A 26,874-nucleotide genomic window follows, 5' to 3' on the forward strand; every position below is an offset into this window, starting at 1 on the left:
CCTCGCGCGGGCGGCATACGCGTCTGGCAGAGGCCTGAGCATGTGCCGCCGGACCGCCTTGTGGTCGCCGGCATCGAGAACCGATAGGTGTTCAGGCGAACACTCAAAGGTTATGGAGCTGGATGACCCACACCGCTTCTCTACCGCCCCACCCGTCTGCAGTGAGTCTCAGGCCTGCCAGACGGGCGCGACCTCGCGGTGGTAGGCCCGACCGAAGAAGCGACTGAGGACGAACCGCACCGGCGCCGGCACGGTCGAGCGCAGGGACGCGAGCGCCACGGGGTCGCCGCCGTCCTCCAGCCACGCGAACAGCTCACCCGCCAGCACGGGGCCGCCCTTGCGGAGCTGCTTCTCGACCGCCTTCCACTCGGGCGTGTGCTCGCGCTCGATGATGATCGGCATGACGTCCTGCTCCTCGTGGACCAGGTGGGTGTTGGTGACCCGGGCGGTTTCGGCGACGGTGTCGGCGGCCGCGGTGGCCCGGGCCCCGCTCGGATCAGCGACCAGGGCATCGAGGGCGCTCGCGACCGCGCCCAAGCCATCAGCCATCGCCCGGTGCTCACTCTCCATCGAGTCGAGCAGCGCTGGGTCGGCGACCCCCAACCCCCTCAGGTAGGGCCACACGTGGGCGTCCTCGGACTCATGGTGGTGGTGGAGCTGCCGGTCGAGAGTGGCCCAGGCGTGGCGCAGCTGCCGGGCTCGGGCACCGTTCCCGTCAGGGAAGCTTCCGCAGGGCGGACTCGAAGCGGGTCAGGTCACGGCGCACCGCGGTGTGAATGATGACGTTCATGTTCATCTCGGCCACGATCCGACGTTAGACCTCGACGTCGCCACGTGGTCGCGATTCAGGAAAGCGCGGCTCGACGGCGGTGGCGCGCAACCGGTGGAACAGGCGACGCGCCGAGGGACGGCGGCGGGGCGCCCACTCTCCCCTCCCAGGGCGGGCGCCCCGTGCTGTCGCTCGACTCTTCCCTGTTCGAGCTGGCGGACCCCCCCGGTCCGCGTTGGTGCCAACCCTTCCAGGGCCCGGCACGTCTGTCGATGGGGAGCACTCCCCCTAGGTGGCCGCAGGACGCGCGAGACCCCGGTGACCGTGTGGTCACCGGGGTCTCGTGGGTATGCCGTGTGGCTCGCCTCAGATGCGGCGGTCCGGATCCACGTGGGTCTCTTCGACCCGCGAACCCGAGGCCGGGTCGACCTGCGAGGAGCGGGTCGTCGTGAAGCCGGTCGGGCGCGTGCGGCTGCGCATGGCGAGCGAGAGCAGGATGGCGAGAAGACCCGCAGCGAGCAGGATCCAGCCGAGGGCACCTTGGTCGATGCCTGGGATGTCCACGGTGATGACATCGAAGGCGAAGATGGCACCGAGTACCAAGAGGACGATTCCGAGTCCGATGTACATGGTCACTCCTTGTGGCCGGGTCCGGGGCTGAGGCCCGGATCTGCTCAATTCTAAGCCCCAAGTCTCCCTGACCTGCGGATTTGCGGTGGGGGTCATTTTCGGGTCAGCGCAGGGGGACGAGGACTGCCCCGGGATTGAGGATGCCGTCGGGGTCGAGGGCGTCCTTGATGCGGTGGTTGAGCTCCATGACGTCGGGGCCGACCATGGCCGGCAGGGCGTCCCGCTTGAGGCGCCCGACACCGTGCTCGCCGGTGATCGTGCCGCCGAGCTCGATGGCAGCGGTGAGGATGTCCTCGAATGCTGCCCGGGCCCGGGTCGTCGAGTCGGCGTCGGCTGCGTCGTACATGACGATCGGGTGCGTGTTGCCGTCACCGGCATGGGCGACGACGACGATGTCGACGCCACGGTCGACGCCGATCTGCTCCACCGCTGCGACGAGGTCGGGCAGGAGCGGCACCTCGACCCCGACGTCCTCGAGGAGGAGGGAACCGGCAGCCTCGGCAGCCGGGAACGCCAGCCGCCGGGCGCGCACGAACGACTCGCCCTCGACCGGGTCGTGTGTCACGAAGACCTCGACGGCGCCAGCGTCGACGCAGGCCTGCTCGATGACCGCCATCTCGGCGGCGCGGGCCCCCTCGGGCGCGTCGGACTGCACGAGCAGCAGGGCCCGCTCCCGGTCCAGACCCATCGGCGCGAAGTCCTCGACCTGGTTGACCGTGGGCTTGTCCATGAGCTCGACCATCGACGCTCGCACGACTCGACCCATGGCGACGACCGCCTCGGCGGCAGCGCGCACCGAGTCGAAGGTCGCGACGAGCGTCGAGGGCGCGAGCTGGGCGGGCACGAGGCGCAGCGTCGCGCGGGTGACGATGCCCAGCGTGCCCTCGCTGCCGACGAAGAGCTTGAGCAGCGAGAGGCCGGCGACGTCCTTGATCCGCTTGCCTCCCAACGTGACCAGGCGCCCGTCGGCGAGGACGACGTCGAGCCCGAGGACGTAGTCGGTCGTCACGCCGTACTTCACGCAGCACAGCCCGCCCGCGTTGGTCGCGACGTTGCCGCCGATCGAGCAGATCTCGAACGAGCTCGGGTCCGGGGGGTACCAGAGGTCGTGCTCGGCCGCGGCCTTCTTGACGGCGGCGTTGAAGGCGCCCGGCTCGACGACGGCGCAGCGCGCAGCCGGGTCGATCTCGATGGCGGTCATCCGCTCGAGGCTCACGACCAGCCCACCCTCGATCGCGGAGGCTCCCCCGCTCAGGCCACTGCCCGCCCCCCGTGGAACGACGGGTATGCCGTGACTCGCCGCCCAGCGGACGGCGAGCTGCACGTGCTCGGCCGTCTCGGCGCGAACGGCGGCACACGGCATACCGGCGTCGGGGTCTCGAGCCCAGTCCTGGCGGTACTTCTCCAGCGCCTCGGGCGCCGTCGCCACCACCCCCTCGGGCAGGGAGGCGACAAGCTCGGCGACGGCAGCGCTGCGATCACTCATCCACCCATCCTAGGAAGGGGTCGACCCACCGCACGACGAAGCGGGGCCCTCTCGAAGGAGAGGACCCCGCTTCGGGGTGTGCGGCGGCGGGTGTCAGTCGACCCGGACGCTGAACGCGCCGATGCTGCCGTAGTCGGTGTAGCCGGTGGTCAACGGGTCGGCGAAGCCGGAGCCGTCGACGCGCACGTGGTAGGTGCCTGCTGCGAGGGTGAGCGTGCCCGTCGCACCGAGCCCGGTTGCCGTGCTGGACGAGGTCTGGCCCGAGGCCGGGTTCCACCTGCCCAGCTCTGCACCAGCGCTGTCGAGGACCGTCAGCTCGACGTCGACGTTGGCGCCGACCGCGGCGGGCGAGGCCGTGAAGGTGTGTGATCCCGCGGGAAGCTGCACCCGGAAGTGGTCGACGTCAGCGGCCGTCGTCGTGACGCCCGTGACGGTCGTCCCGGCCGTGATCGCGGTGGCGGTCGCGGTGGTCGTGCCATGGTCGGCGGCCTTGACCGCTGCACCGTTCTGGCCCATGACGACGATGTCGTCCTGGCGCTGGTTGGCATTGGCGTACTCGCCCTTGCTCCACTGCGAGATGGCCTTGCTGTAGCCCACGCCCATGATCGGGGCCCAGGCGCCGTGCCCGGTGTAGTAGCCGACCGTGGCGGTGCCGTCGTGGCTCAGACCGAGGTTGTGGCCGACCTCGTGGCTGCCGGCCTCGGCGATGTTCTTGGCCCCGTTGCCGACACCCTGGGTGAAGACGAGCGCGGGCTGGTTGTAGCCGTTGTTGGCCGAGTCGAAGACCCCGACGTAGGCCACGCCACCGCAGCCGCACCCCGCTTGGTACCAGGACGTCGGGTCGATGAGCAGGCGCGAGCCGTAGTTGACGTCGGTCGTGCTCGACCGGTTGATGGCGTCGGCGCCAGGGTCGACCGTGGTGACGTTGACGTTGAAGGGCGCGTAGTCCTCCGCGATCCGCTGCCAGGTCTCGGTGATGACGGCGTTCTCCGCGGCGCTGAACGTCGAGGGGGAACCGTCGGTGTCATAGGGCGTGACGTTGACCGAGGCAGGTCCACCACCGGCGTTCCACGCCGTGCCGGAGATCGTGTGGCCGTTGAAGTCGATGTAGATGACCTTGCTGGCACCCGGCAGGCTGGACAGCGCCGGCGCGACCGGGCCGGCGCCGGTGGGAGGCTGCGGCGGCCTGGGCGGCTTCCTGGCGCTCGTCCTGTCACCGGCCGCTGCCCGGGCCTGCATCTCCGGGCTCATCGGCTCGACGTAGTAGAGCCGTGCGTCCTGGTCGACCCAGGCGGTGCGGTCCTTGGTCAGGACCTCACGCAGCTCGGCGGTCCGCATCCCGTTGTGCCGGGCCAGCTCGTCGAGCCGTCCGGCGAAGACGCGTCCTGCCTGGGCGCCCGGCGTCGGCCGATCGACGAGAGCGGCGACGCCCCGCTGGCCCGGCACCGGGTCGACGGCACCCGGCACGGCTGCGGCGCCGGCGGCAGGAAGGACGAGTGCGGCACTGGCGCCGACGATGACTGCAAGGCTGGTTCTCGACATGTTGGTGTCGCCTCTCGGACAGGGATGAAGGCGGATGGCCCCTCCGAAGGGTGGGCGACGCCGGCGTCCCGGCGCTAGGGTCCCGGGCATTTCCTGACCAGACTTTTACTCGGGTCCGTGGGATTCTGACCGGAACCCGGGGGGTTCCCGGGGCCGGTTCGGCGCTGTCGGTGCTGGCGGGCAGGATGGTTCGATGGCCACGATCGTCTTCCTCCATGCCCACCCCGACGACGAGGCCTCCTCGACCTCCGGCTCCATGACCCGGCTCTCTCGCGAGGGCCACCGCGTCGTCGTCGCCTACGGCACCGGAGGCGAGCACGGTTCCGCCCCTGAGGACCTCCCGGAGGGCACGACCCTCGCCGAGTTCCGCCGGGCCGAGGCGGAGGCCTCGGCACGGGTCACCGGCACCGAGCGCATCGTGTGGCTGGGCTACCAGGACTCGGGGATGCACGGCTGGGAGCAGAACGCTCATGAGCAGTCCTTCCACAGCGCCGACCTCGACGAGGCCGCGGGCCGGCTCGTCGAGGTGCTCGACGAGGAGGACGCCGACGTCCTCGTGACCTACGACTGGCACGGCGGCTACGGCCACCCCGACCACGTCAAGGTGCACCACGTCGGCCACCGGGCGGCCGACCTCGCGGCACGTCGCCCCCGGTTGCTCGAGACGACGATGAACCGTGACGCCATGCGCGCCGGGTGGGAGGCATCCCAGGCCGCCGGCGAGGAGGGCGCCTTCGATCCCGACCAGCCGATGGAGGACGGCGAGCCGATCGGCACTCCGGAGGCCCAGATCCACTGGCAGGTCGACGTGTCGTCCGACATCGACTCCAAGCGGGCGGCGCTGGCGTCCCACGCGAGCCAGGTGAGCGACGTCGGCATGATGCTGCAGCTGCCGCCCGACACCTTTTTGGCGTGGTTCGGCACAGAGTTCTACATCGAGCCGGGCCGCGCGCCGGGCATGGTCGACGGGTGGCCCTTCGCCGACCTCGAGGCCTGACGGGTGGCCCTGTCGCCGCGTCTGCGCGACGCTGTCGACGCGCTGAAGCTCAGGCCGGGAATGCGCGTGCTCGAGGTCGGTGGGGCTCCGGGCGCGGCCGCTCGTGAGGTGACTCGCCGGATCGGCGCAGGCTTCGTCCTCGTGATCGACCGCTCCCCGACGGCTGTCGAGCTGACCCGCCGCACGTGCGCCGCTGAGATCGCGGCCGGCCTGCTCGAGGTCAGGCAGGTCGCCGTCGAGGACGCCCGGCTGGAGCCCGGCGAGCTTCCGTACGACCTCGCCTTCGCCTGCCGCGTCGGCGTCCTGGACGGTCGCCACCCGCAACGCCGAGACGACGCCCTCGCCAGCCTGCGGGCGATGCTCGTCGAGGGCGCCCCGATCCTCATCGACCCCACGACGAGCCGCGCCTGAGCGACCTGCTCAGAGGCGGCGGTCGTCCAGGACCGGGAACCCTGCGCGAGTGCTCGTGACGAGGGTCGGGTCGATGTCGACGACGAGGACCTCCTCGTCGACGCCGGCCTCGGCCAGCACCTCGCCGGTGGGGGCGACCACCTGGCTGCGACCGCCCATCTCGGTGCCGGCATGGGTGCCGGCGGTGTTGCACTGGAGGACGAAGCTCTGGTCCTCGACGGCACGGGCACGACCCAGCAGGGACCAGTGCGCGATCCGCGCAGCCGGCCACGCGGCCGGGACGACGAAGACCTGCGCACCCGCGTCGAGCTGCTGGCGGTAGAGCTCGGGGAAGCGCAGGTCGTAGCACGTCGACAGGCCCACCGTGACGGGTTCCGCTGTGCCAGAGGCGATCTGGGTCGTGACGACGTCAGCGCCGGCCTCGAGCAGCTTGGGCTCCCCCGAGCCGAAGCCGAAGCGGTGGATCTTGCGGTATGCCGTCCGCCCACCGTCCGCAGTGAAGAGCACCGACGTGTTCGCGAGCGTCCGACCATCGAGCCCGGGCGCGGCCAACCGCTCGATGAACGACCCCGCATGGAGCGTCGTCGCAGTGTCGGCCGCCAGCTGCGTCATGGCCTCGACCCACGGCCCGTCGAGGGGTTCGGCGAGACCCTCCCAGCGGCGGTAGTCGAACCCGGTCGGACCCCACAGCTCGGGGAGGACGACCAGATCGGGCCGGTGCTCGGCCGCGACGCCGCGCACCAGCGCGCAGACCCGCTCGACCCGCTGCGGCATCGACTCGGCGTCACCGTAGGCCAGCTGGACGATCGCGGCCCGCATCAGCTCTTCCCCCGGGTCTCGCCGGTCATGGTCTTGCGCGTCATGGTCTTGCCCGTCCCGGTCTTGCCGGTCGTTGTCTCGCCACCAAGTCGACCGAGCCGCTCGTTGTAGGCACGCAGCGCCGCGTCGTCGTCGCGGTCGGCCTGCCGGTCGAGCCGCACCGTCTCCTGGCGGTCCCGGCGGAACCACTGCAGAGCGACGAGCACCGCGAGGATGAGCGTCGGCGCCTCACCGAAGCCCCACGCGATCTCGCCCGCTCGCTCCTGGTCGGCCAGCAGGGGTGGACCCCACGGGAGGTTGATCTGCTCGAAGAAGCCGGGCGCGAGGACGAACTTCGTGCCGGTGAGGGCGACCCCGAAGAACGCGTGGAAGGAGATGGTCGCGAAGAGGATGAGCAGGAGCATGGCCGGTGACCACTTCGGTGGACCGGGGTCGATGCCGATGAGCACCCAGGTGAAGAGGTATCCGGTGAGGAAGAAGTGGGCGAGCATCAGCAGGTGGCCGGAGTGGGTCGTCAGCGCGAGCTCGAACAGCGGCGACCAGTAGAACGCCGCGAGGCTGCCGAAGAAGAACACGGCGGCGACCACGGGGTTGGCCAGCACCTTCATCGCCCGCGAGTGCACCACCTGGAGGATGACCTCACGGGGCCCCCAGGTGCGGTCCTGGCGAGCCGGCAGCGCGCGCAGCGCAAGCGTCAGCGGCGCAGCCGGGACGAGAAGCAGCGGCACGACCATCGCGATGACCATGTGCATGACCATGTGCACCGAGAAGAGGACGCGACCCCAGACGTCGGGCGCGCCACTCGTCGCCCAGACGAAGGCGGCCCAGCCGAGCGTCCAGAGGATCGTGCGGTGGACCGGCCACGCGTCGCCACGGCGCCTGAGACGGGCCACACCCACGGCATACAGACCGACGGCCAGCACGGCGATGGCGATCATGAGCCAGCTGGGGCGCCAGGCGGTGAACCAGTCGGCCGCGGACATCGGCCCCGGGTCGGGGAAGCCGGTGATGGAGAGGACGGCGCTCGGGGACTGTTCGGCGTCGGGCACCGGCGGCGGGGTCCGGCCGAGGACGGCGCCGAGCCCCATGGCCGCCGCCATGAGGGCGAGCTCGAGCAGGACGAGGCGGGCGAAGCCGTTGCCGCCCTGGCTGATCGTCGCGATGACGCGGCGACGCTGTTGCCAGCCGATGACGCCGAGGACGACGATGATCGCGGTCTTGGCCACGACCATCGCGCCGTAGGCGGAGCTGATCCCCGAGAAGGAGCCCAGCCGGATCACGGCCTGCTGCAACCCGGTGACCGCCACCGCGGCATACGACCAGCCCGCCAGGACCGAGTAGCGCGAGACCGTCGCGCCGAGGTCCTGGCCGATCCGTGGTCGCATGAGGGCGATGGCGAGCAGGCCACCGACCCACACGGTCACGCCGATGAGGTGCACACCGAGGGAGTTCACGGCGTCCTCGTGGCTGGCGCTGCCCGCCGAGTGGCCGGTGAGGGCGATGATGACGATGCCGGCCAGGGTGAGGGCAGCGAGCCACGCGAAGGCAGGACGCGTGCGGGCGAGCAGCGCCCCACCTGTCACGACGAGTGCCACCGCCGTGGAGATCGACAGCACGCGCGTGACCTCGAGGGACCAGACGAAGGTGAGGAACTGACGCCCCAGCTCGGGGTCGCCCAGGCCGAGGCCCGCCAAGGAGGCGAAGGTGAGGAGGACGCCGAGACCGGCGGCGACGAACCAGATGACTCCCGTGACGGCTGCCAGTCGAGCCGCCTGGATGCGCCGCTCCGTCGTCCTGCGCTCCGGCACGAGGAAGGCCGCGAGGATGAGGAGGCCGAGCGTGGCTGCCGAGGAGATGTCACTGACGACCCGCGCCAGGGGCAGGGCGAAGCGGACGAGGGGTCCGGGGTCGTCGAGCACGAGGGGGGCGAGGACGCCCGCCAGGGACGCGGCGACGAGGGTGACGACGAGCCCGCTCACGGTGACGACCGCCACCGGGCCCAAGGCGGTGCGGCCGGTGGCCGGGGCGGTGGCCGGGGCGGTGGTCATGACAGACAGCGTAGGCAGACGTTGCCGGGCTCCGAGGTCAGACCCCGCACCGCGTCGGTCGCCCGCCTGGACCGAGTGCCTGAGAGAGTGGCCACGATGAAGCTCTCGCCGCCACCGCTGACCCTCGGGCTCGACGTCGCCGCCGCGCCCGAGGTCGTCTGGGACCTGCTCGTCCGCGTCGACCAGTGGCCGCGATGGGGCCCGACCGTGAGGCGGGCACACGTCGACGGTGGAGGTGGGCGGATCAGCCCCGGCGCGACGGGCACGGTCTGGACCTCGGTCGGCCCCGGCCTCCCCTTCAGGATCGACGCCTGGGAGGACACCGCGCCCCTGCGGCAGTGGACCTGGCACGTGGCCGGCGTGCCCGCCACGGGCCACTCCGTCCGCCCACGAGAGGGCGGCTGCCGCGTCGAGATGACGGCGCCCTGGTGGGCCACGGCATACGCCCCGGTCCTGTGGCTCGGCCTGCGGCGGATCAGGGGACTTGCGCAAGCTCCGCCAGCTGGAGACGGCACCACGGGCTGATCTCGCGCCGCCCCGAGAGGACGTCGTCGCGGAACGTCGCCCAGTCGACCCACTCGTGCTCGGCCACCTCGGACGGGTCCGGCGACAGCGACTCCGGGTCGGGGCAGGTGGCGAAGAAGACGGGGCAGACCTCGTTCTCGACGACGCCGTCGTCCATGACCGCGCGATAGCGGAAGTCGGGGAGCTCGAGGCGCAGCGCGTCGATCTCGGCGCCCAGCTCCTGCGATACCCGCCGTCGCACCGCGTCGGCCGGTGCCTCACCCGGCGCCGGGTGCCCGCAACAGCTGTTGGTCCACACGCCGGGCCAGGTCCGCTTCGACCACGCCCGCCGGGTGATGAGCAGCCGCCCCTGCCCGTCGAAGAGGTAGCACGAGAAGGCGAGGTGCAGCGGGGTGTCGAGGTGGTGCACCTCCGCCTTGGGCGCGGTCCCGATCGGGGTCCCGTCGTCGCCCAGCAGCACGACCCGCTCGACCTCGTCGGAGGACGCCGTGCCCGCCACGGGGCGTTGCGAGGAGGTCATGCCGGTCGCGCCAGCTGGTTGACGGCAGCGCGGAAGACCGCGGGCGCCACTCGGGCCGCGGGGACGAGTCCCCGTCGCACGACCGAGAGACGGGTGGCCGTGACGAGTCCGAGCGTGAGGGCGTCGTGACGGCGCCGGATGCGTCGCCATGCCTGCTCGTATGCCGCCGGGTCACCACAGATGACCGCGTCCACCGCCGCTGCGGCCTGCGCCATGCCGATGGCGAGCCCCTCGCCGGTGAGCGCGTCGACGTAGCCGGCCGCATCGCCGACGAGGAGCACCCGGCCCTGCACGCGGCGACGGGAGCGCTGACGCAGTGGCCCGGCCCCGCGCACCGCCGACCGGGAGCGACCGGCGATCCGCTCGCGGACGAGGGGGAAGCCCTCGAGCAGCTCCTCGAAGGGGCGCCGCTGCGCGCTGAGGACGGCGACCCCGATCTCACCCGGACCGACCGGGGTCACGTAGGCCTCACCGCACCCGGCCCAGTGCACCTCGACCAACGAGGTCCAGGGTGGGCACGCGACGTGCACTCGCTGGCCATAGCGGCGTGACAGCGACCGTGACCAGGACCGGGGGGCGTCCAGGCCGGTGAGCCGCCTCACCGTCGAGTGCAGCCCGTCGGCGGCGATCACGTGACGCACCGGCTCGCCGTCGACGATGACGTGGTCACCGCAGTCCTCCAGCCGGGCCACCGGGGACTGCACGACGCGGACCCCCGTCGCATGGAGGCGCTCGCGCAGGGCCGCGTGGAGCGCGGTGCGGCGCACCCCCATCCCGGTCCCGGCCGTGAACTCGGCGTCGACCTGCCGATGGCGGTCGAGGTAGCGGATGCCGGTGATCGGCGTCCCGTGGAGGCCGACGCCGAGGTCGTCGAGCGCTGCCACCGCTCCGGGCATGAGCCCCTCGCCACAGGCCTTGTCGATCACCCCGGAACGCGGCTCACGCACGGTCACGTCGAGACCGGCGCGGACGGCATACAGGGCAGTGGCCAGACCGATCGGGCCGCCGCCCACGACGAGGAGGTCACGCATGCGTCGCGCTCTCCGCGACCGGAAGGGTCGCGAGCGCGGCGTTCTCCGCGCGCAGCCGCACCGTGAGCAGCGCGGCGTTCGCGACGGTGAAGACGAGGGCGGTGACCCAGCTGGCGTGGACCAGCGGCAGCGCGAACCCCTCGGCCACGACGGCGACGTAGTTGGGGTGGCGGAGCCAGCGGTAGGGACCCGACCGGACCGGCGCCAGACCGGGGACGACGATGACCCGCGTGTTCCAGCGACGCCCGAGGGTGAGGATGCACCACCACCGCAGGGCCTGGGCGGCGAGGACGACCACGAGCATCGACCACGCCAACGCCGGGGGCACCACGGGCCGACGGATGAGCGCCTCGGCGAGCATCGCCACGAGGAACCCCGTGTGCAGGACCACCATCACCGGGTAGTGCCCGCGACCGGTCTCGACACCGCCTTGCGAGAGGCTCCACGCGGCGTTGCGCTTCGAGACGACCAGCTCGGCGAGGCGCTCGAGCGCCACGAGGAGCACGACCACGACGAACGCCGTCAGGGTGCTCACGCCTCGCCGTCCTCACCCGTGGCGCGCAGCAGGACGAGCTCGGAGCAGAAGCCCGGACCCATCGCCAGGAGCACGCCGTGCGTCCCCGGCCGTGGCGGGCGCAGCGCGAGCGTGTCGGCGAGCACGTGAAGGACGGACGCGGACGAGAGGTTGCCGATCCGGGCAAGACTTCTGCGGGTGAGCTCGACGTCCTCGTCGGTGAGGCCCAGGCTGTCGCGCACGGCGTCGATGACCTTGGGGCCCCCGGGGTGGCAGACCCACCAGCCGACGTCCTCGCGGACGAGTCCGTGGTCGGCGAGGAACCGGTCGACGTCCCCGCCGAGGTAGCGCTGGACGATCGTCGGCACCTGGGCGTCGAGGACGATGCGCAGTCCCGTCGCGCCGATGTCAAAGCCCATCGTGCGCTCGCTGTCGGGATAGAGCCGGCTGCGGCTGTCGACGACCTCGATGCGGGAGTCGCGGGCCGGGCCACCCACGACGACCGCGGCTGCGCCGTCCCCGAAGAGGCCGCTGGCAACGATGTTGGCCACGCTCGTGTCGTCGCGCTGGACGGTGAGTGAGCACAGCTCGACGGCCACGAGCACGGCGATGTCGTCCGGGTGGCCGAGGACGTGGTCGTGCAACCGCGCGACTCCGGCGGCCCCGGCGACGCAGCCCAGGCCGAACATCGGCACCCGCTTGACGTCCTCGCGCAGCCCGACGACGGCCGCGATGCGGGCGTCGAGGGAGGGCACAGCCAGCCCGGTCACGGTCGTCGAGACGATGAGGTCGACGTCTGAGGCGACGAGGCCCGCTCCCGCCAGGGCCTTCTCGAGGGCCCGGGCGCCCAGGGCGACGGCGTGCTCGAGGAAGAGGTCGTTGGCCTCGTCGAACCCCCGCAGGCCGGCGTAGTCGGCCAGGGGGAGGGCGAGGTGACGCTCCTGCACGCCCGCGTTGGCGTGCACGGACCGCAGCAGCCGCTCGCTGGCACCTGCCTCGACGACCACCTGGGCGAAGGCATCGGTGATGTCGCTCTGGCGATGGCGGTGTGGCGGGAGCGAGGTGCCGACGGAGAGCAGTCGAGTGTGCAAGTTGCCTCGATCCGAGCGGGAGCGGTTCACCGGGCCACCAAGGTCACCACGTCCGTGAACGCGATGCCGATGGCGGCATAGAAGGGGACCCGGCCGGAGCCGAGCAGGGCGAGCACTGCCAACCCTGCCACGGTCACGCCCACGACGACGGCGACGGGGCCATCGGGTCCTCCCGTCACCATGTCCGCGGCGAGCAGCAGGACCGTCACGGTGACGAGCAGACCGACCGCCACCACGACGCTCGTGCGGGCCCCCAGACGGTGCGGCAGGCCGCGGATCCCCGTGGCCGCGTCGTCCGCCAGATCGGGTACCACGTTGAGCAGATGGGCGGCGACTCCGAGGAGCGCACCACCGAGCACCACCTCGACCGGCGGGAGGGCGCCGACGACGAGCTCGACGAAGACGGGCAGACCACCGAAGGACACGGCATACGGGAGCCACGACGCGACGGTCCCCTTGAGCCACAGGTTGTAGGTCCATGCAGAGGCCACGCAGAGGAGATGCACCACCCCCGCGATCAGCCCGCAGAGAAGGGAGAGGGTCACGGTGGCGGCCACGGCGAGCGCGCACGCGGCCCGCACGGTCGACACGCCCACCTCACCGTTGGCGAGTGGCTTGTCGGAGCGCCCGACCGCAGCGTCGCGGGCTCGGTCGCGCAGGTCGTTGGACCAGCCGACCGAGAGCTGTCCCGCGAGGACCGCGGAGGTCACCACCGCGACCTGCGAGGCGGAGAGGTCCGCCGCGACGCCCAGGAGGCCGGAGAGCACGGTCACGGCGAGCGCCGGACCGGCGTGCGCGGCGCGCACGAGTGCCAGTGCGGTCGTCCTCATGGCCGTCAGCCTAGGCACCCAGTCGTTATGGTCAGGTGCATGACGCTGCACCCCGCCGCCCCGGAGGACCTGCCCGCGCTCACCGCGGCCTACTCGCACACCCTGCAAGCGATCGTCGACCTCGGCCACTCGCTGCGCGAGGGCGACGAGGATCGCCCGACGGACTGCCCGGGGTGGACCGTCCACGACCAGTTCGCGCACGTCGTGAGCCTCGAGGCCTGGGTGCAGGGCGAGCCGCTCCCTGAGCTCGACGTCAGCGGTCGGGAGCATGTCCGGAGCGGGCTGGGCACCGTGGTCGAGAAGTACCTCGAGTCCCGGCGCGACCGCTCCCTCGAGGAGCTCCTCGAGGAGCTCGACGATCTCGTGCACGCCCGGGTCGCCCATCTCGAGGCCGAGACCACCTCACCCGACGACCCCGCCCTCGGGCCGTTCGGCTCGACCACGCTGCTCGGGCTGATGCAGAACCGCGTCTTCGACCTGTGGGTGCACGAGCAGGACATCCGCGGCGCCCTCGGACGGCCCGGCAACCTGGACACGCCGGGCGCCGCCCTCACCGTGCAGGCCATCTTTGCCTCCCTGCCCAAGGTCGTGGCCCGCACCGCGAAGGTCCCACCCGGGCAGGCCGTCATCCTCGACCTCACCGGCCCCGTCGTGGGCCGGGCCGGTGTGCGGGTCGAGGAGCGCGACGGCAAGCCGCACGGCATACCCCTCTTCACCGGCGACACGGTCGTGCATCCCGACGTCGTCAGCACGACGATCACGCTGTCGACCCAGGCGGCCACGCGACGGGCTGCCGGTCGCGTCTCGACGGACGACACCCACTACACCGTGGTCGGTGACGAGGACATCGCCCGCCGGGTCCTCGACGCTCTCGTCATCGCTCCCTGACTCGAGCGAGCACCCCCCGCTCGGCGAGCCGACAGTTGCGCTCCGCAACCATGCGGGTACACACTTGCTTGTATGCCGCAAGCAACCGAACCGTCCGAGACTCGCTCCGCCTTCGGTGACGCCCTCGTGCGCTCCCTGAAGCTCATGAGCGTCGTCCGGCAACGAGCACCCCGGGTGCACGCCAAGGTCGACCCGATCGGCTACCCGCTGATGTTCAACCTGCGCGACGAGCCCCGACGGGTCTCCGAGATCGCCGAGCGCGTCCACCTCGACATCTCCACCGTGAGCCGCCAGGTCAGCGCCCTCGTCACGCAGGGTCTGGTCGCCAAGGTCGCCGACCCCAGTGACGGGCGCGCGCAGATGCTCACCCTCACCGACGACGGCCGCCAGCTGCTCACCGACATCCGCGACCGCCGCAACGGCTGGCTGGCCGAGGTCGTCCACGACTGGTCCGATGCCGACCTCGCGACCTTCGACTCCCTCCTCACCCGCTTCGCCGACGACGTCGAGGCCCACCCGCTCCTCACGCCCAAGGACCTCGCATGACCGCCACCTCACCGGAGCAACCCCTGACCCACCGGCAGATCGTCACGATCCTCGTCGGCCTCATGTCGGGCATGTTCCTCGCCGCACTCGACCAGACGATCGTCGCCACCTCGATCCGCACCATCGCCGACGACCTCAAGGGCCTCGAGCACCAGGCGTGGGCGACGACCGCCTACCTCATCACCGCCACCATCGTCACGCCGCTCTACGGCAAGCTTCTCCGACATCTACGGCCGCAAGAGGTTCTTCGTCACGGCCATCACGATCTTCGTCGTGGGCTCGGTCCTCTGCACCTTCTCGACCTCGATGCTCCAGCTGGCCGCGTTCCGCGCGGTGCAGGGGCTGGGCGCCGGTGGCCTCTTCTCGCTCGCCCTCGCGATCATCGGTGACATCGTGCCTCCGCGCGAGCGCGCGAAGTACCAGGGCTACTTCCTCGCCGTCTTCGGCACGTCCTCGGTGCTCGGCCCGGTCATCGGCGGGTTCTTCGCCGGCGCTGACGAGATCCTCGGGGTGACCGGCTGGCGCTGGGTCTTCCTCGTCAACGTGCCGATCGGCATCGCCGCCCTCGTCCTCGTCTCCAAGACGCTGCACCTGCGTCACACTCGGCTCGACCACCGCATCGACTGGACCGGCGCCGCCCTGCTGTCGGTCTCGCTGGTGCCGCTGCTGCTCGTCGCCGAGCAGGGTCGCGAGTGGGGGTGGGGCTCGGGCAACGCCATCGCCTGCTACGCCGTGGGCGTCGTCGCCGCCGTCGCGTTCTTCTGGCAGGAGGCCCGCATGGGCGAGGAGGCGATCCTGCCGCTCGCGATGTTCCGCAACCGCACCGTCGGGGTGGCCTCGGCCGCCTCGGTCCTCATCGGGATCGCGATGTTCGGCGGGCTCGCCTCGCTGCCCCTCTATCTCCAGATCGTCAAGGGCGCCTCGCCCACCGAGGCCGGGCTTCTGCTGCTGCCGATGACCCTGGGCATCATGTCGGGCTCGATCGTGTCGGGTCAGGTGATCAGCCGCACCGGCCGCTACCGGATCTTCCCGGTCGTCGGCGTCGCCCTGCTCGTCGTGTCGCTCTTCGCCTTCCACTTCGTCCACTTCGACACTCCCCTGTGGCAGACGATGGTCGTCATGGTCTTCTTCGGCCTGGGGCTCGGCTTCAACTTCCAGCCGCTCACCCTCGCCGTCCAGAACGCCGTGCCGCCACAGCAGATCGGCGTCGCCACCTCGACCGCGACGTTCACCCGTCAGATCGGCGGCACCATCGGCACCGCGGTCTTCCTGTCGATCCTCTTCTCACTCGTGCCGGACAAGATTGCCTCGGCCATGCGCACCGTCGGGCCCACCCCGCAGTTCCAGGAGGCGCTGCGCGACCCGGCCAACGCCGCCTTCGGCAAGCAGCTCGCCGAGTCACAGGCCAGTGGCGGGGGTTCGGCGGCAGCCAGCAGCGGTGTGCTGCAGGACAGCTCGTTCCTCACGAACCTCGACGAGCGCCTGGCCAAGCCGTTCCTCATGGGCTTCTCCGAGGCGATGGACCACGTCTTCCTCGTCGGAGCCGGGGTCATGGTGATCGGCTTCGTCGTCATGTGGTTCCTGCCCGAGGTCGAGCTCCGCAAGGGCTCGGCCTACCAGGAGCGCAACGACTCGGACGCGGCAGAGGCAGCAGCAGCGGCCTCCAAGTCCGCCTAACTCGTGCGTTTCTCACCCAATTCCCCCGAAACTCACCGGCGTGTCCCGTGAGTTTCGGGGGAATTGGGTGAGAAACCAACGGCGGGGCGGGGCGGAGGCCCACGTGGCGAGAGTCAGGCGCGGGTGGCGCGGGCGATCCTGCGTCCCCACGCCGCGGCGATGAGGGCCGACGACAACGCGGCAGCCACCGGGAGCGCATAGGTCTCGTGCGCACCCCACCGGTCGACGAGTATGCCGCTCAGTGCTGTTCCCGAGGCCAGGCCGACGAGCAGTCCGGTGATCGCCACGGCCATGCCCTCGGTGATGAAGGCTCGTGGCACGAGGTGCTGCACGAGGGTGATGCCGGTGATGAGCGTCGGCGCGGTGGCGGACCCGGCGACGAACATCATCGCGGTCAGCCCCCACAGGTCGTCGATGAACAGGACCGGGAACTCGAGGACGAACATCGCCAGGGCGCACCAGACGAACCGTCGCGCGATGGAGCCGGTGAACTTGCGCGTGCCGAAGACGATCGCGGCCAGGGCCGAGCCCAGGGCGAAGGCGCCGAGGATGACCGAGCTCATGCCGGTGCGACCGGCCTCGTCGGCCACCGCCACGGCGACCACCTCGTTGCCACCGAAGACGGCGCCCACCATGAAGAGGGCGGCGCCCACCGCGGCCACACCGGGGCGCCCGATCGCGAGGCCGTGGGGACGCTCGTCGTGAGGGACGACCGGCGGCTCCGAACGGCGCTCGAAGAGGAAGAGCACCGCACCGAGCGTGAAGACGACGTAGGCGAGCAGCAGTCCCGCCTCGGGGAAGAGCGCCGTGGCAGCGAGCACCCCGAGCACCGGCCCGAGGACGAACGCGCCCTCCTCGACGACCTGCTCGAGCGACATCGCGGCATGCAGGGCGTCCGGCTCGTCCTGCAGCAGGTGCGCCCAGCGGGCGCGGGACATCGGCCCCATCTCGGGGAGGAAGGCCGATACGGCATACCCCACGAAGAGGGTCCACGCCGGCGCACCGACAGCGGACAGCACCACCGTGACCAGGCCGGCGACAAAGGTCATGAGGACGAAGGGCATCGAGGCCCGACGCTGGCCACGCTTGTCGACGAGACGACCGATGATCGGCCCGGCCAGGGCCAGCACCACGATCCCACCGGCAGAGATCGCGCCGGCCAGGCCGTAGCTGTCCCGCCGGGTCGCGATCATCACGATGATGGCGACGCCGAACATGGCACCGCCCACGCGCGACAGGGCGCTGGCGGCGAGGAAGCGGGTGGCTCCGGGGATGGCGAAGAGCGGGCGATAGGTCGAGAGCACGGGCCAACTCTGTCACGGCGCGCAGCGGCCCCCGCAGCGGTCGGAGCCGCCAGTAGGGGGTTCTGTGACGAGTCGGGACATCACCGACCCCCGACTCGTCACAGAACCCCCGACTGGTGTGCCGATCAGCCCCAGACGAGGGCCCGCGACGGGTCCTGCAGGATGGCGGCGACGTCGGCGAGGTAGCGCGACCCGAGCTCGCCGTCGACGAGCCGGTGGTCGAAGCTCAGCGCGAGCGTCGTCACCGAACGCGGCACGATCGTCTCGCCGCCGGACTCGTCGGTGACCACCCACGGGCGACGGTTGATCGTGCCGAACGCCAGGATCGCCGCCTCGCCGGGGTTGAGGATCGGCGTGCCCGCATCGATGCCGAAGACACCGATGTTGGTGATCGTGACCGTGCCACCGGACATCTCGGCCGGCTGGGTGCGACCCTCGCGCGCGGTCGCGGTGAGCGCGCCGATCGCCTCAGCCAGTCCGCGTAGCGTGAGCCGGTCGGCGTCCTTGATGTTGGGGACGACGAGCCCGCGCGGGGTGGCCGCGGCGATGCCGAGGTTGACGTAGTTCTTGAGGACGATCTCCTGCGCCTGCTCGTCCCACGCCGCGTTGATCTCGGGGTTGCGACGGGCTGCGATGAGCATCGCCTTGGCCAGGATGAGCAGCGGCGTGACCTTGACGTCCTTGAACTCCTTGTCGCGCTTGAGCTTCGCGACGAGGTCCATGGTCGCGGTGACGTCGACGGTGACCCACTCGGTGACGTGCGGAGCCGTGAACGCGCTGCCGACCATCGCCTGCGCGACCATCTTGCGCACGCCCTTGATGGGCACGCGGACCTCGCGCTCCCCTCCGGCGAAGACGCCCGACCCAGATGCAGCGTATGCCGGTGTGCCAGAACCGGATCCGGCCGCCGGTGCCGTGGTCGATGCGGCTGCAGACCCTGCCGAAGCGGCAGGTGCGCCGCCCGCGGAAGGGGCGCCTGCGGCATACCCCTCGACGTCAGCCCGGGTGACGACGCCACCGTCGCCCGTGGCAGCCACGGCCGCGAGGTCGACGCCGAGGTCCTTGGCGAGCTTGCGCACGGGGGGCTTCGCGAGCACCTTGGCGTCCGAGCGTGCAGTCGCGGGAGGGGCCACCGGAACGACCGGCTCGGGGGCAGGTGCCGGAGCAGCCGGAGCAACCGGTGCAGCCACAGGAGCGGCGGCCTTGCGGGGACGACGCGAGCTTCCGCCGGCCTTGGGCCCGTAGCCGACGAGCGTCTTGAGGGGCTCCTCCTCGACCTCGGCGTCGGCGGCCGCGGCGGCGTTGGCCGGCCCGACCTCCACCGAGCTCTGAGCGCCGGCCTGGACGTCGGGGACGGTGGTGGGCGCAGAGTCCGCGCCCACACCGTCGTCGATGGAGATGATCGGCGTGCCGACCTCGACCTCGTCGCCCTCGCTCACCAGCAGCGCCGACACCGTCCCGGCCCACGGGATGGGCAGCTCGACGAGCGACTTGGCGGTCTCGATCTCGACGACGATGTCGTTGACCTTGACGGTGTCGCCGACCTTGACGTTCCAGGTGACGATCTCGGCCTCGAGCAGACCCTCACCGGGGTCGGGGAGGTTGAAGTGCTTGACACCCATGCGTGGTTTCTCCTCAGACTCAGTGGGCCAGGGCGCGGTCGACACCGTCGAGCACGCGGTCGAGGTCGGGCAGGTAGTGCTCTTCGAGCTTGGACGCCGGGTAGGGCGCGTTCCAGCCGGCGACCCGGATGACCGGGGACTCCAACGAGTAGAAGCAGCGCTCCGTCACGAGGGCCGCGATCTCGGACCCGACGGACACGAACGACGGCGCCTCCTGGGCGACCACGAGACGGCCCGTCCGGTTGACCGACTCGGTGATGGCGTCGATGTCGAGGGGGCTGATCGAGCGCAGGTCGAGAACCTCGATGGAGCGCCCCTCCTCCGCCGCCACCTTCGCGGCGTCGAGGCAGACCTTGACCATGGGACCCCAGCAGGCGAGCGTGACGTCGGTGCCCTGACGCACGGTGTGCGCCGAGAACAGGTCGCGCGGAGCGGCAGGCGCGTCGAAGTCGACCTCGCCCTTCTCGTGGTAGCGGCGTTTGGGCTCGTAGAAGATCACCGGGTCGTCGCACTCGATCGCCTGCTGGATCATCCAGTAGGCGTCCTCGGGGTTGGAGCAGAAGACGACGCGCAGCCCGAGGGTGTGCGCGAAGTAGGCCTCGTTGGACTCGCTGTGGTGCTCGACCGCGCCGATGCCGCCACCCATGGGGATGCGGACGACGACGGGCACCTTGATGGCGCCGCGCGAGCGCGAGTGCAGCTTGGACAGCTGCGAGACGATCTGGTCGAACGCGGGGTAGACGAACCCGTCGAACTGGATCTCGACGACCGGGCGGTAGCCGCGCAGGGCCAGCCCGATGCCGGTGCCCATGATGCCGGACTCGGCCAGCGGGGTGTCGATGACCCGGTCCTCGCCGAAGTCCTTCTGGAGGTGCTCGGTGATGCGGAAGACGCCGCCGAGCTTGCCGATGTCCTCGCCCTGCAGGATGACCTTGGGGTCCTTCTCCATGGCCTTGCGGAGGCCCGCGTTGAGGGCCTTGGCGATGGTCGTCCTGGTCGTGGTGGAAGCCGTGGTGCTCACGCGCGTGCCCCTTCCGTCGTCGCGGTCTCGAACAAGGCGCTGTATGCCGTGAAGGCCGCCTTGTCGTCCTCGACCTGCCGGTGCGGCTCGACGTAGACCTGGTCGAAGATGTCGCCGACGTCGGGGTCGGCCATCGCCACCGTGTCAGCCCGGACCCGCTCGCCGAGCTCGTCCGACGCCGCCTCGACGGCCTCGAAGAAGTCGGCGTCGGCGATGCCCTCGCTCATGAGCCAGCGCTTGTAGCGGGCGACCGGGTCACGCAGCTTCCAGACCTCGACCTCGGCGGACACGCGGTACTTCGTCGGGTCGTCCGAGGTCGTGTGGGCGCCCATGCGGTAGGTGAAGGCCTCGATGAGCGAGGGGCCGTCACCGGAACGGGCACGGTCGAGCATCGTGGTCATGACGGCATACACACCGAGCACGTCGTTGCCGTCGACCCGCAGGCCCGGGAAGCCGAAGCCGTCGGCGCGCTTGTAGATCGGCGCGCGGGTCTGGCGGTCGTTGGGCTCGGAGATGGCCCACTGGTTGTTCTGGCAGAAGAAGACGACCGGGCTGTTGTAGACGCCTGCGAAGACGAAGGCCTCGTTGTTGTCGCCCTGCGCGGTCGCCCCGTCGCCCATGCAGGCGATGACCGCGGCGTCACGCTCAGCCTCGCCCGTGCCGACGGCGCCGTCGCGCTGGATGCCCATGGCGTAGCCGGTGCCGATCAGGCTCTGGTTGCCGATGACGATCGTGTAGGGGTGGAAGCCGAACTCGGCCGGGTCCCAGGCACCCTTGTCGACGCCGCGATACATCGCGATGAGGCGCATCGGGTCCACGCCACGGGTCCAGGCGATACCGTGCTCGCGGTAGCCGGGGAAGCAGTGGTCCTGCGTGCGCATCGCGCGGCCGGCGCCGATCTGGGCGGCCTCCTGGCCGAGGAGCGAGGCCCAGAGGCCCAGCTCGCCCTGACGCTGCAGGGCCGTGGCCTCCTGGTCGACGCGGCGGACGAGCACGAGGTCGCGGTAGAGGTCGCGCAGCTCGTCGTGGCTCAGGGCGTCGATGACCGCGTCGTACTCGGCGTGGGGGACGCGCTCTCCCTCGGGAGTGAGGAGCTGGATCATGTCGGGGCCGCCATCGGCCGCCGCGCGGGGCGGGGGGGCTGCTGCCGGGTCCACCGAGACGTGGTGGTCCATTCCGCCGGCGGGCGGCGTTGCTACGACATCGGTGTCGCTCACGGGCACTCCTGTTCCCTGGGACGTCCGTTCGTGGCGAACGCCCGGCTCGGGCCGCCGGCTCCACACGCTCGTGCGCGCGCGGCCCGGACGGCGGTGTCTGGGAGCTCCTCGGGGTGTGAGGGCGCTCACCAAGCCTGCTGGGCCAAACCGTACCGCGAGGGTGGCGCTGCCTCCCAAACGCGCCGGTCACGGAACCGCCCGCCGCCTCGGGACGTCCTAGGTTCATGGGTATGCGAACTTCCGTGGGCCGACGACCGACCGGGTATGCCGTGAGCGCCCTGTGCGCTGTCGCCCTCCTGTCCGCCTGTGGTTCGGAGGATCCACAGGTCCGGGACGACCGAGGCACCGTGAGCCCATCGGCCACCTCGTCCACCACGCCCTCGGCATCGCCGACGGCGACCCCGTCGCCCTCCGGCACGAGCGGCGCCACGACGCCGCCGAGCGGGCGGGCGCGGCCGACGGTGATGTCCGGGCGGGTGACATCCGTCAAGGACGGGTGCATCGTGTTCAAGAACGAGCAGAACGGCAGGCTGTGGGTCCTCATCGGTGAGACGAAGGGCCTCACTGCCGGCACGGCATACGTCATCCAAGGAGCCGCGATGGACAGCATGGACCCGAACTGCTCCGAAGCGATGCCCTACTACGTCAGGGATGCCTCCGTCCGCATGGCCGACGACCCCGTGCCGCACCCCACCCTGAGCCAGGCCGGTCAGGTGATGACCCTGACCGGCGTCGTGTCCGACGGGGTCGAGGTCGGGTGCCGGGTGCTGCAGACCGACGCAGGGGCGTTCGTCCTCGTCGGTCCGGTCGCGGTGCCCGACGGGCGGGTCACGGTGACGGGAAGGCTGGTGGACAACATCATGACCACCTGCCAGCAGGGCCAGGTCCTGGAGGTCCAGTCGGCCTCCCCCGTCCGCTGACCGGCAGCTCTGGGCCGGGACAGCACAGACAGCGAAGACAGCCCGGACAGCGAAGGGCCCCGCAACGAATGCTCGTTGCGGGGCCCTCGCGTTGCTCAGGCAGAGGTCACGGAGTGACCGAGCCGATGAGGACCTGACCCGTGCCGAGGAGCGCGCCCTCGGTGGAGAGGACCTGCATCTCGCCCGACACCTGACGGCCTGCACTCGGGACCGAGGCCACGGTGACCTGACCCGAGACCGGCGCCGAGGCACCCGTCGCGAGCTCGGTCGTCGTCGCCGGCACCGTGAGGGTGCCGAGTCCGGTCGAGTAGAAGGCGTCGAGGTAGTCGTACTGCGTCGAGCCACTCGGGATCGAGTAGCCGTCGACCTCGACCGTGTAGGTGCCGGCGGCCGGACCGTTGATCGTCACGGCCTCCTCGCTGTCACCGTCGGCCTGCTGCGCCACGACCGTGCCGGCCGAGTTCTTGACCGTGAGGTCAAGGTCGGCAGCCGGGTCGGACGGGTTGCCGATCTTGGCCACGAGCTTGGTCGCGCCCGCGGGCACCTCGACCGTGAACTTCTGCAGCGCGTGGTTGGCGATCGTCTTGCGACCGGCGACGGCCGAGCCGAGCGGCCCACCCTTGGGAGCGATGGTGACCGGGGCGAACTGGTTGGTCACCGTCCACGACACCGGCGTGGGAACCCCGACCTTCGCCGAGGCGATGGTCTGGGTGGCCGGGTCCACGACGACACCCTGGGCGCGAGCCGAGACCCGGAAGGGGTTCTCGAGGGTCGGCGTGGTGCGACGAGCCTCGACCTGGATCTCCCAGATGCCCGGGAGCGGGTCGGAGTAGCTGCGCGAGTGGGGGTTGCAGCCGGCTCCAGCGTTGAAGTTGGAGAAGCAGACGAGCGAGCTCGTCGACTCCACCGGGTTGCCATACGGGTTGTAGGCGATCCAGCGCACCTGCGAGCCCGAGGCGATGCCGTCAAGGTTGACCTGGAGCGCCTTGGCGCCCTCGGGGACCGTGACGAACATCTTCTTGTTGAGGTTGCGCTCCACCTCACCGGACTGCGTCGCACCGAAGGTCGGGGCGGCGAGGTCCTGAGCGAGGACGACGGTGAGCAGCACGCGCTTGTCGACGACCGACGTGGCCGGGTCGTCAATCTCGAGGATCGCCGAGTGGACACCCGGCGTCGAGGTCTTGACCCTGACCGGGATGTCGACCGAGCCGCCCAGCGGCTGCGGACGCTGCGAGACGGGAAGCGAGAACGTGCCGTCGTTGCCGACGAGACGCAGGGCGTGCCGCACGTTGCCCTTGACCCCGGTGGTGCGGGTCGAGGTCACCGTGTAGGTCTGCCCGACACCGGAGACGAGCCCGCCTTCGGAGGCCGCGCACCGGTTGTAGAGGCCCGTGCCCTCGTTCGGCGTCGCGAGGAAGCCGGACAGGGGGGTGCAGACCGGTGCGGTGACGGTGTAGTCCTGCGACTTCGGACGCGTCTTGAGCAGGCTCCACGCGCCGGGGACGTCAACAAGACCGGCGCCCTGACCGATGGCCTCGACGTTGGCCTTGTAGTCCGCGGACGTGTACATCGAGTCACGGATCTGACGCGGGGTCACGGCCACCTGGGTCGCCTTGGCCGCGGAGAGCAGGAGCGCGGTGGCGCCGGCCGTCTGCGGGGAGGCCATCGAGGTGCCGTTGAAGTGCGCGTAGCCCGGGGGCAGCGCGTAGCCGGCTTCGGCGACGGGGCCACCCGGCTGCCAGGTCGGGATCGACGAGACGGCCGAACCCGGTGCCATGACGTTGGGCTTGAAGCCACCGTCCTCACGCGGGCCGCGCGAGGAGTAGTTGTGCAGCGCGACGGCCGAGCTCACGTCTGCTCCGTAGTTGGACTTCCACGTCTCCTTGGTGATCGAGGAGGCGACGGACACGACGTCGGTGGCGACCGACGGGTCACCGATCGAGTTGATGCCGGGGCCGCTGTTGCCTGCGGAGATGACGATCTGGACGCCGTAGGTGTCGATGAGCGCGTCGTAGAGACGGGCCCGGGCGTTGTTGCCGTCGTTGAGGGCCGGAAGGCCACCGATGGACATGTTGACGACCTGGACACCACGGTTGGCGACGAGGTCGACCATGCCGTCGGTCAGGGCGACCGCGGTGCAGCCACCGCCCCAGGAGCACGCCCGGGTCGAGACGACCTTGGCGCCGGGCGCCTGGCCGTCCATCTCACCGCCGAAGAGCGAGTGACCGGCTGCGATGCCGGCGACGTGCGTGCCGTGGGCGGACTCGACGACACCGATGTTGACGAAGTCGGCCTTCTGGCCGGGGAGGTTGGCAGGAGTCAGGTCGACGTCCTCGCGGTACTCGACGACGAACGGCATCGACTCGGCGATCGCGGTCGCCGGGTTGTCGACACCGAAGTGCCCGATGTCGAACTTCTCCTTGTAGGGGCGCATCTTCTCGCTGTCGGAGAAGACGAAGTCCTGGTTGGCGTCGACCCAGATGTCGTGGGTCGTCTCGTTGTAGAGGATCCCCCAGCGGTCGGTGGTGTCACCGTCGCGGTTGAAGTCGCCAGCGGCCTCCGACGCGGTGGAGATGTTCTCGGCGACGCGCTGGAACTTGTAGGTCCCGGCGGGTGAGGTGTAGGTGCCGATGCCGTCGAGCGTGAACGACGGGCCGGTCACGGTCGTGAGCATGGCGCGCCACGAACCGTCCCCCTCGAGAAGCGGGTCGGTGCCGGTGACCCAGTCGACGATCTTGCGCTCGCCGGTGGAGGTCTTCTGCAGCGCCGGGTGGTCGAGGTCGACGCCGGAGTCGATGACACCGATGGTGATCCCCCGGCCGTCGTAGCTCGGGTTCGCCTTCTTGAAGGCGATGGAGCCGATGTCACGGGTGGGCATGTAGGGGTTGTCGTCCGGGGTCCCTGCGCCCGGAGCGGCGACCGCTGCCGAGGCGGCGCCAGCGGCACCCTCGGTCTCGGGACGCGGCAACGCGATGCGCTCGTTGAGGTCGACGGCGACGATCGCGGCGTTCTTGGCGACGGCGTCGACCTTGCCGGTCGGGACGCTGGCGCTGATGTAGCCGACCCGGTCGTTGACCGTGGCGACGACGCCACCGCTGGCCTTGATGGCCTTGACGGCGCCGGCGGTCTTGCCCTTGTCGGTGGAGATCATGACGACGACACGGGAGGTCTTCGCGTCGACGGCCTTCTCGAGCAGGTCGCGGTCGTGCCGGCCGAGCTTGTCGGCGGGCTTGGCCTTCTTGACCTTGGTGGTCTGCGACTGCGCGTTGGGCGCCTTCGAGACTTTGATTTCACGATCTCCTGGTGCTGCTCCCGAGTGGGGGGCCGCAGCCGTTGCGGCAAGTGCCGCGGCTGCGATTCCGGCGATCGTCGTGAAACTACGGCGCAGGGGGCGTCGGGTCACGTCGGGTGGTCCTCTCATCAGGTCGTGGGCGCCTCGTTGGGCCCACAACTCACCGCTGCGCGGTCGCGCACGGGTGCAGACAGTGTTACCCGTCAATCCGCGACCCGCCAGACCCAAAGCAAAGAAATCTGTGCGTTACGCGTACGTGAGGCGTCCGACATCACGCAGAACGGCGTTGGCACGGCGGACGACGGCCCGTTCGGCCCGGTCCGGGCGGGAGAGCGCAACCACCCAGCGTCGGGCGTTGACACCCCGCAGCGGCAGCAGGACCACGCCCTCCCTGGGACGGGTCGTGAAGCGCGGGAGCAGGGCGAGGCCGGCGCCGGCGTGCACGAGCGCCTCGACCACCCTGTTGTCGCGGACGCGTTGGACCACCCTGACCGGGCGCCCGGTGGCCCGCTCGACGCCCTGGAGAACGGTTTCGAACGGATATCCGACGGGCACGCCGATCCACGGCTCGTCGACGACATCGCGTGGCCCCAGCTGCTCCTTGCCGGCGAGCGGGTGGTCGGCGGGCAGCGCGACGTCCAGGGGTTCGCGGGCCAGCACGGTGTGGACGAGCTGCTCGGCGCCCCGTGGGACGGCGCCGAGGAGGCTGTGCCCGATGACGACGTCGTGATCGGCCGCGAGCGCGGCATAGTCCTCCTCCGAGACGTCCGTGTCGCTCAGCTCGACCTCGATCCCCTCGGCGGCGAGCGACATCAGGGCCGGCGGCACGAGGAACTCGGCCGCGCTCGTGAGGGCTGCGATCCGCACCGTCCCCGTGGGTCGCCCACGGAACTCGTCGAGCTGGGCCTGGACCCGGGCCAGCGCGGCCTCGACGTCGACGGCCGCGGCCGCGAGGAGCTGCCCGGCGTCGGTGAGCCGCAGTCCGCGGCCCACCGGCTCGACGAGTCGGACGCCGAGATCACGCTCCGCGGTGCGGAGCTGCTGCGAGACCGCGGAGCCGGTGCGATGGGTCGCGGCCGCCGCGGCGGTGACGCTGCCCCTGTCGGCGAGCTCCCGTAGGAGGGTGAGGTGGCGGGCGTCCATGTAGGAAGCCTAATCACAGTGCCAACAAAGA

General features: G+C 70.9%; 24 protein-coding genes and 1 pseudogene. 8 read left to right on the forward strand and 17 right to left on the reverse strand.

Annotation, left to right across the window (positions count from 1 at the left end):
* Positions 1 to 168: 168 nt before the first annotated feature.
* The 4 genes and pseudogenes from ACZZ98_RS06960 to ACZZ98_RS06975 all read right to left on the reverse strand — a co-directional run.
* Positions 169 to 693: pseudogene (locus ACZZ98_RS06960) on the reverse strand (hemerythrin domain-containing protein); the annotation flags it as partial.
* 442 nt (positions 694 to 1,135) lie between these two features.
* Positions 1,136 to 1,399, reverse strand: a complete 264-nt coding sequence (locus tag ACZZ98_RS06965; protein WP_380086165.1) for a DUF6458 family protein — start codon at positions 1,397 to 1,399, stop codon at positions 1,136 to 1,138.
* A gap of 103 nt (positions 1,400 to 1,502) precedes the next feature.
* Entirely contained in the window at positions 1,503 to 2,885 is a 1,383-nt protein-coding gene (locus ACZZ98_RS06970; protein WP_463515550.1) for an FAD-binding oxidoreductase, read from the reverse strand.
* A gap of 93 nt (positions 2,886 to 2,978) precedes the next feature.
* Entirely contained in the window at positions 2,979 to 4,427 is a 1,449-nt protein-coding gene (locus ACZZ98_RS06975) for a zinc-dependent metalloprotease family protein (protein ID WP_463515551.1), read from the reverse strand.
* A gap of 193 nt (positions 4,428 to 4,620) precedes the next feature.
* Here ACZZ98_RS06975 and ACZZ98_RS06980 point away from each other — a divergent pair, with 193 nt between their 5' ends.
* Together ACZZ98_RS06980 and ACZZ98_RS06985 are read left to right on the forward strand one after the other, a co-directional pair.
* Positions 4,621 to 5,424: a PIG-L family deacetylase gene (locus ACZZ98_RS06980; RefSeq protein WP_463515552.1), complete on the forward strand. Its 804-nt coding sequence runs from the start codon at positions 4,621 to 4,623 to the stop codon at positions 5,422 to 5,424.
* Positions 5,425 to 5,427: 3 nt separating this feature from the next.
* Complete coding sequence (locus ACZZ98_RS06985; protein ID WP_463515553.1) at positions 5,428 to 5,835, forward strand: SAM-dependent methyltransferase; 408 nt, start codon at positions 5,428 to 5,430, stop codon at positions 5,833 to 5,835.
* A gap of 9 nt (positions 5,836 to 5,844) precedes the next feature.
* On the opposite strand, the gene ACZZ98_RS06990 is transcribed toward ACZZ98_RS06985, so the two are convergent.
* Together ACZZ98_RS06990 and ACZZ98_RS06995 are read right to left on the reverse strand one after the other, a co-directional pair.
* Positions 5,845 to 6,654: a carbon-nitrogen family hydrolase gene (locus ACZZ98_RS06990; protein ID WP_463515554.1), complete on the reverse strand. Its 810-nt coding sequence runs from the start codon at positions 6,652 to 6,654 to the stop codon at positions 5,845 to 5,847.
* A complete protein-coding gene (locus tag ACZZ98_RS06995) occupies positions 6,654 to 8,702 on the reverse strand; it encodes a cytochrome c oxidase assembly protein (protein ID WP_463515555.1) in 2,049 nt (682 codons plus the stop codon). Before ACZZ98_RS06995 ends, ACZZ98_RS06990 begins: the two co-directional genes overlap by 1 nt.
* Before the next feature lie 96 nt (positions 8,703 to 8,798).
* On the opposite strand from ACZZ98_RS06995, the gene ACZZ98_RS07000 reads away from it, so the two are divergent.
* Positions 8,799 to 9,227, forward strand: coding sequence for an SRPBCC family protein (locus ACZZ98_RS07000; protein ID WP_463515556.1), 429 nt, complete (start codon positions 8,799 to 8,801; stop codon positions 9,225 to 9,227).
* Here the strand turns inward: ACZZ98_RS07000 and idi are convergent.
* From idi to ACZZ98_RS07025, 5 genes are read right to left on the reverse strand one after another with little or no spacing between them, the layout of a single operon-like run.
* A complete protein-coding gene (gene idi / locus ACZZ98_RS07005) occupies positions 9,178 to 9,747 on the reverse strand; it encodes an isopentenyl-diphosphate Delta-isomerase (RefSeq protein WP_463515557.1) in 570 nt (189 codons plus the stop codon). The genes ACZZ98_RS07000 and idi overlap by 50 nt on opposite strands.
* Positions 9,744 to 10,778 (reverse strand): NAD(P)/FAD-dependent oxidoreductase, encoded by a 1,035-nt coding sequence (locus tag ACZZ98_RS07010; protein ID WP_463515558.1) that lies wholly within the window; start codon positions 10,776 to 10,778, stop codon positions 9,744 to 9,746. The genes idi and ACZZ98_RS07010 overlap by 4 nt, the downstream gene beginning before the upstream one ends.
* On the reverse strand, positions 10,771 to 11,313 hold the full coding sequence (locus tag ACZZ98_RS07015) for an isoprenylcysteine carboxyl methyltransferase family protein (RefSeq protein WP_463515559.1): 543 nt from the start codon (positions 11,311 to 11,313) through the stop codon (positions 10,771 to 10,773). Before ACZZ98_RS07015 ends, ACZZ98_RS07010 begins: the two co-directional genes overlap by 8 nt.
* Complete coding sequence (locus ACZZ98_RS07020; RefSeq protein WP_463515560.1) at positions 11,310 to 12,413, reverse strand: type III polyketide synthase; 1,104 nt, start codon at positions 12,411 to 12,413, stop codon at positions 11,310 to 11,312. Before ACZZ98_RS07020 ends, ACZZ98_RS07015 begins: the two co-directional genes overlap by 4 nt.
* Positions 12,410 to 13,213, reverse strand: coding sequence for a UbiA family prenyltransferase (locus ACZZ98_RS07025; protein ID WP_463515561.1), 804 nt, complete (start codon positions 13,211 to 13,213; stop codon positions 12,410 to 12,412). Before ACZZ98_RS07025 ends, ACZZ98_RS07020 begins: the two co-directional genes overlap by 4 nt.
* 39 nt (positions 13,214 to 13,252) lie before the next feature.
* Between ACZZ98_RS07025 and ACZZ98_RS07030 the strand changes: the two genes are divergently transcribed.
* From ACZZ98_RS07030 to ACZZ98_RS07045, 4 genes are all read left to right on the forward strand, one after another.
* Complete coding sequence (locus ACZZ98_RS07030) at positions 13,253 to 14,101, forward strand: maleylpyruvate isomerase family mycothiol-dependent enzyme (protein ID WP_463515562.1); 849 nt, start codon at positions 13,253 to 13,255, stop codon at positions 14,099 to 14,101.
* 72 nt (positions 14,102 to 14,173) lie between these two features.
* Positions 14,174 to 14,647 carry a MarR family winged helix-turn-helix transcriptional regulator gene (locus tag ACZZ98_RS07035; protein ID WP_463515563.1) on the forward strand — a complete coding sequence of 158 codons (474 nt, stop codon included), beginning with the start codon at positions 14,174 to 14,176 and terminating at the stop codon, positions 14,645 to 14,647.
* Entirely contained in the window at positions 14,644 to 15,036 is a 393-nt protein-coding gene (locus tag ACZZ98_RS07040; RefSeq protein WP_463515564.1) for a hypothetical protein, read from the forward strand. Before ACZZ98_RS07035 ends, ACZZ98_RS07040 begins: the two co-directional genes overlap by 4 nt.
* Entirely contained in the window at positions 14,921 to 16,324 is a 1,404-nt protein-coding gene (locus ACZZ98_RS07045) for an MFS transporter (protein WP_463515565.1), read from the forward strand. The genes ACZZ98_RS07040 and ACZZ98_RS07045 overlap by 116 nt, the downstream gene beginning before the upstream one ends.
* 113 nt (positions 16,325 to 16,437) lie before the next feature.
* Here the strand turns inward: ACZZ98_RS07045 and ACZZ98_RS07050 are convergent, their stop codons facing one another.
* The 4 genes from ACZZ98_RS07050 to pdhA all read right to left on the reverse strand — a co-directional run bounded on the left by ACZZ98_RS07050 (position 16,438) and on the right by pdhA (position 21,446).
* Positions 16,438 to 17,628, reverse strand: a complete 1,191-nt coding sequence (locus ACZZ98_RS07050) for an MFS transporter (RefSeq protein WP_463515566.1) — start codon at positions 17,626 to 17,628, stop codon at positions 16,438 to 16,440.
* 125 nt (positions 17,629 to 17,753) lie between these two features.
* Complete coding sequence (locus ACZZ98_RS07055) at positions 17,754 to 19,250, reverse strand: dihydrolipoamide acetyltransferase family protein (RefSeq protein ID WP_463515567.1); 1,497 nt, start codon at positions 19,248 to 19,250, stop codon at positions 17,754 to 17,756.
* A gap of 19 nt (positions 19,251 to 19,269) precedes the next feature.
* Positions 19,270 to 20,271 carry an alpha-ketoacid dehydrogenase subunit beta gene (locus tag ACZZ98_RS07060; protein ID WP_463515568.1) on the reverse strand — a complete coding sequence of 334 codons (1,002 nt, stop codon included), beginning with the start codon at positions 20,269 to 20,271 and terminating at the stop codon, positions 19,270 to 19,272.
* Entirely contained in the window at positions 20,268 to 21,446 is a 1,179-nt protein-coding gene (gene pdhA, locus ACZZ98_RS07065) for a pyruvate dehydrogenase (acetyl-transferring) E1 component subunit alpha (RefSeq protein ID WP_463517738.1), read from the reverse strand. The genes ACZZ98_RS07060 and pdhA overlap by 4 nt, the downstream gene beginning before the upstream one ends.
* Positions 21,447 to 21,718: 272 nt before the next feature.
* On the opposite strand from pdhA, the gene ACZZ98_RS07070 reads away from it, so the two are divergent.
* Positions 21,719 to 22,408, forward strand: coding sequence for a hypothetical protein (locus tag ACZZ98_RS07070; RefSeq protein ID WP_463515569.1), 690 nt, complete (start codon positions 21,719 to 21,721; stop codon positions 22,406 to 22,408).
* Between the two features lie 106 nt (positions 22,409 to 22,514).
* Here ACZZ98_RS07070 and ACZZ98_RS07075 read toward each other — a convergent pair whose 3' ends face one another.
* Together ACZZ98_RS07075 and ACZZ98_RS07080 are read right to left on the reverse strand one after the other, a co-directional pair.
* On the reverse strand, positions 22,515 to 25,811 hold the full coding sequence (locus ACZZ98_RS07075; protein ID WP_463515570.1) for a S8 family serine peptidase: 3,297 nt from the start codon (positions 25,809 to 25,811) through the stop codon (positions 22,515 to 22,517).
* Between the two features lie 135 nt (positions 25,812 to 25,946).
* Positions 25,947 to 26,843 (reverse strand): LysR family transcriptional regulator, encoded by an 897-nt coding sequence (locus ACZZ98_RS07080; RefSeq protein WP_463515571.1) that lies wholly within the window; start codon positions 26,841 to 26,843, stop codon positions 25,947 to 25,949.
* Positions 26,844 to 26,874: the final 31 nt, after the last annotated feature.

It is taken from the genome of Knoellia sp. AC549, from assembly GCF_979258975.1.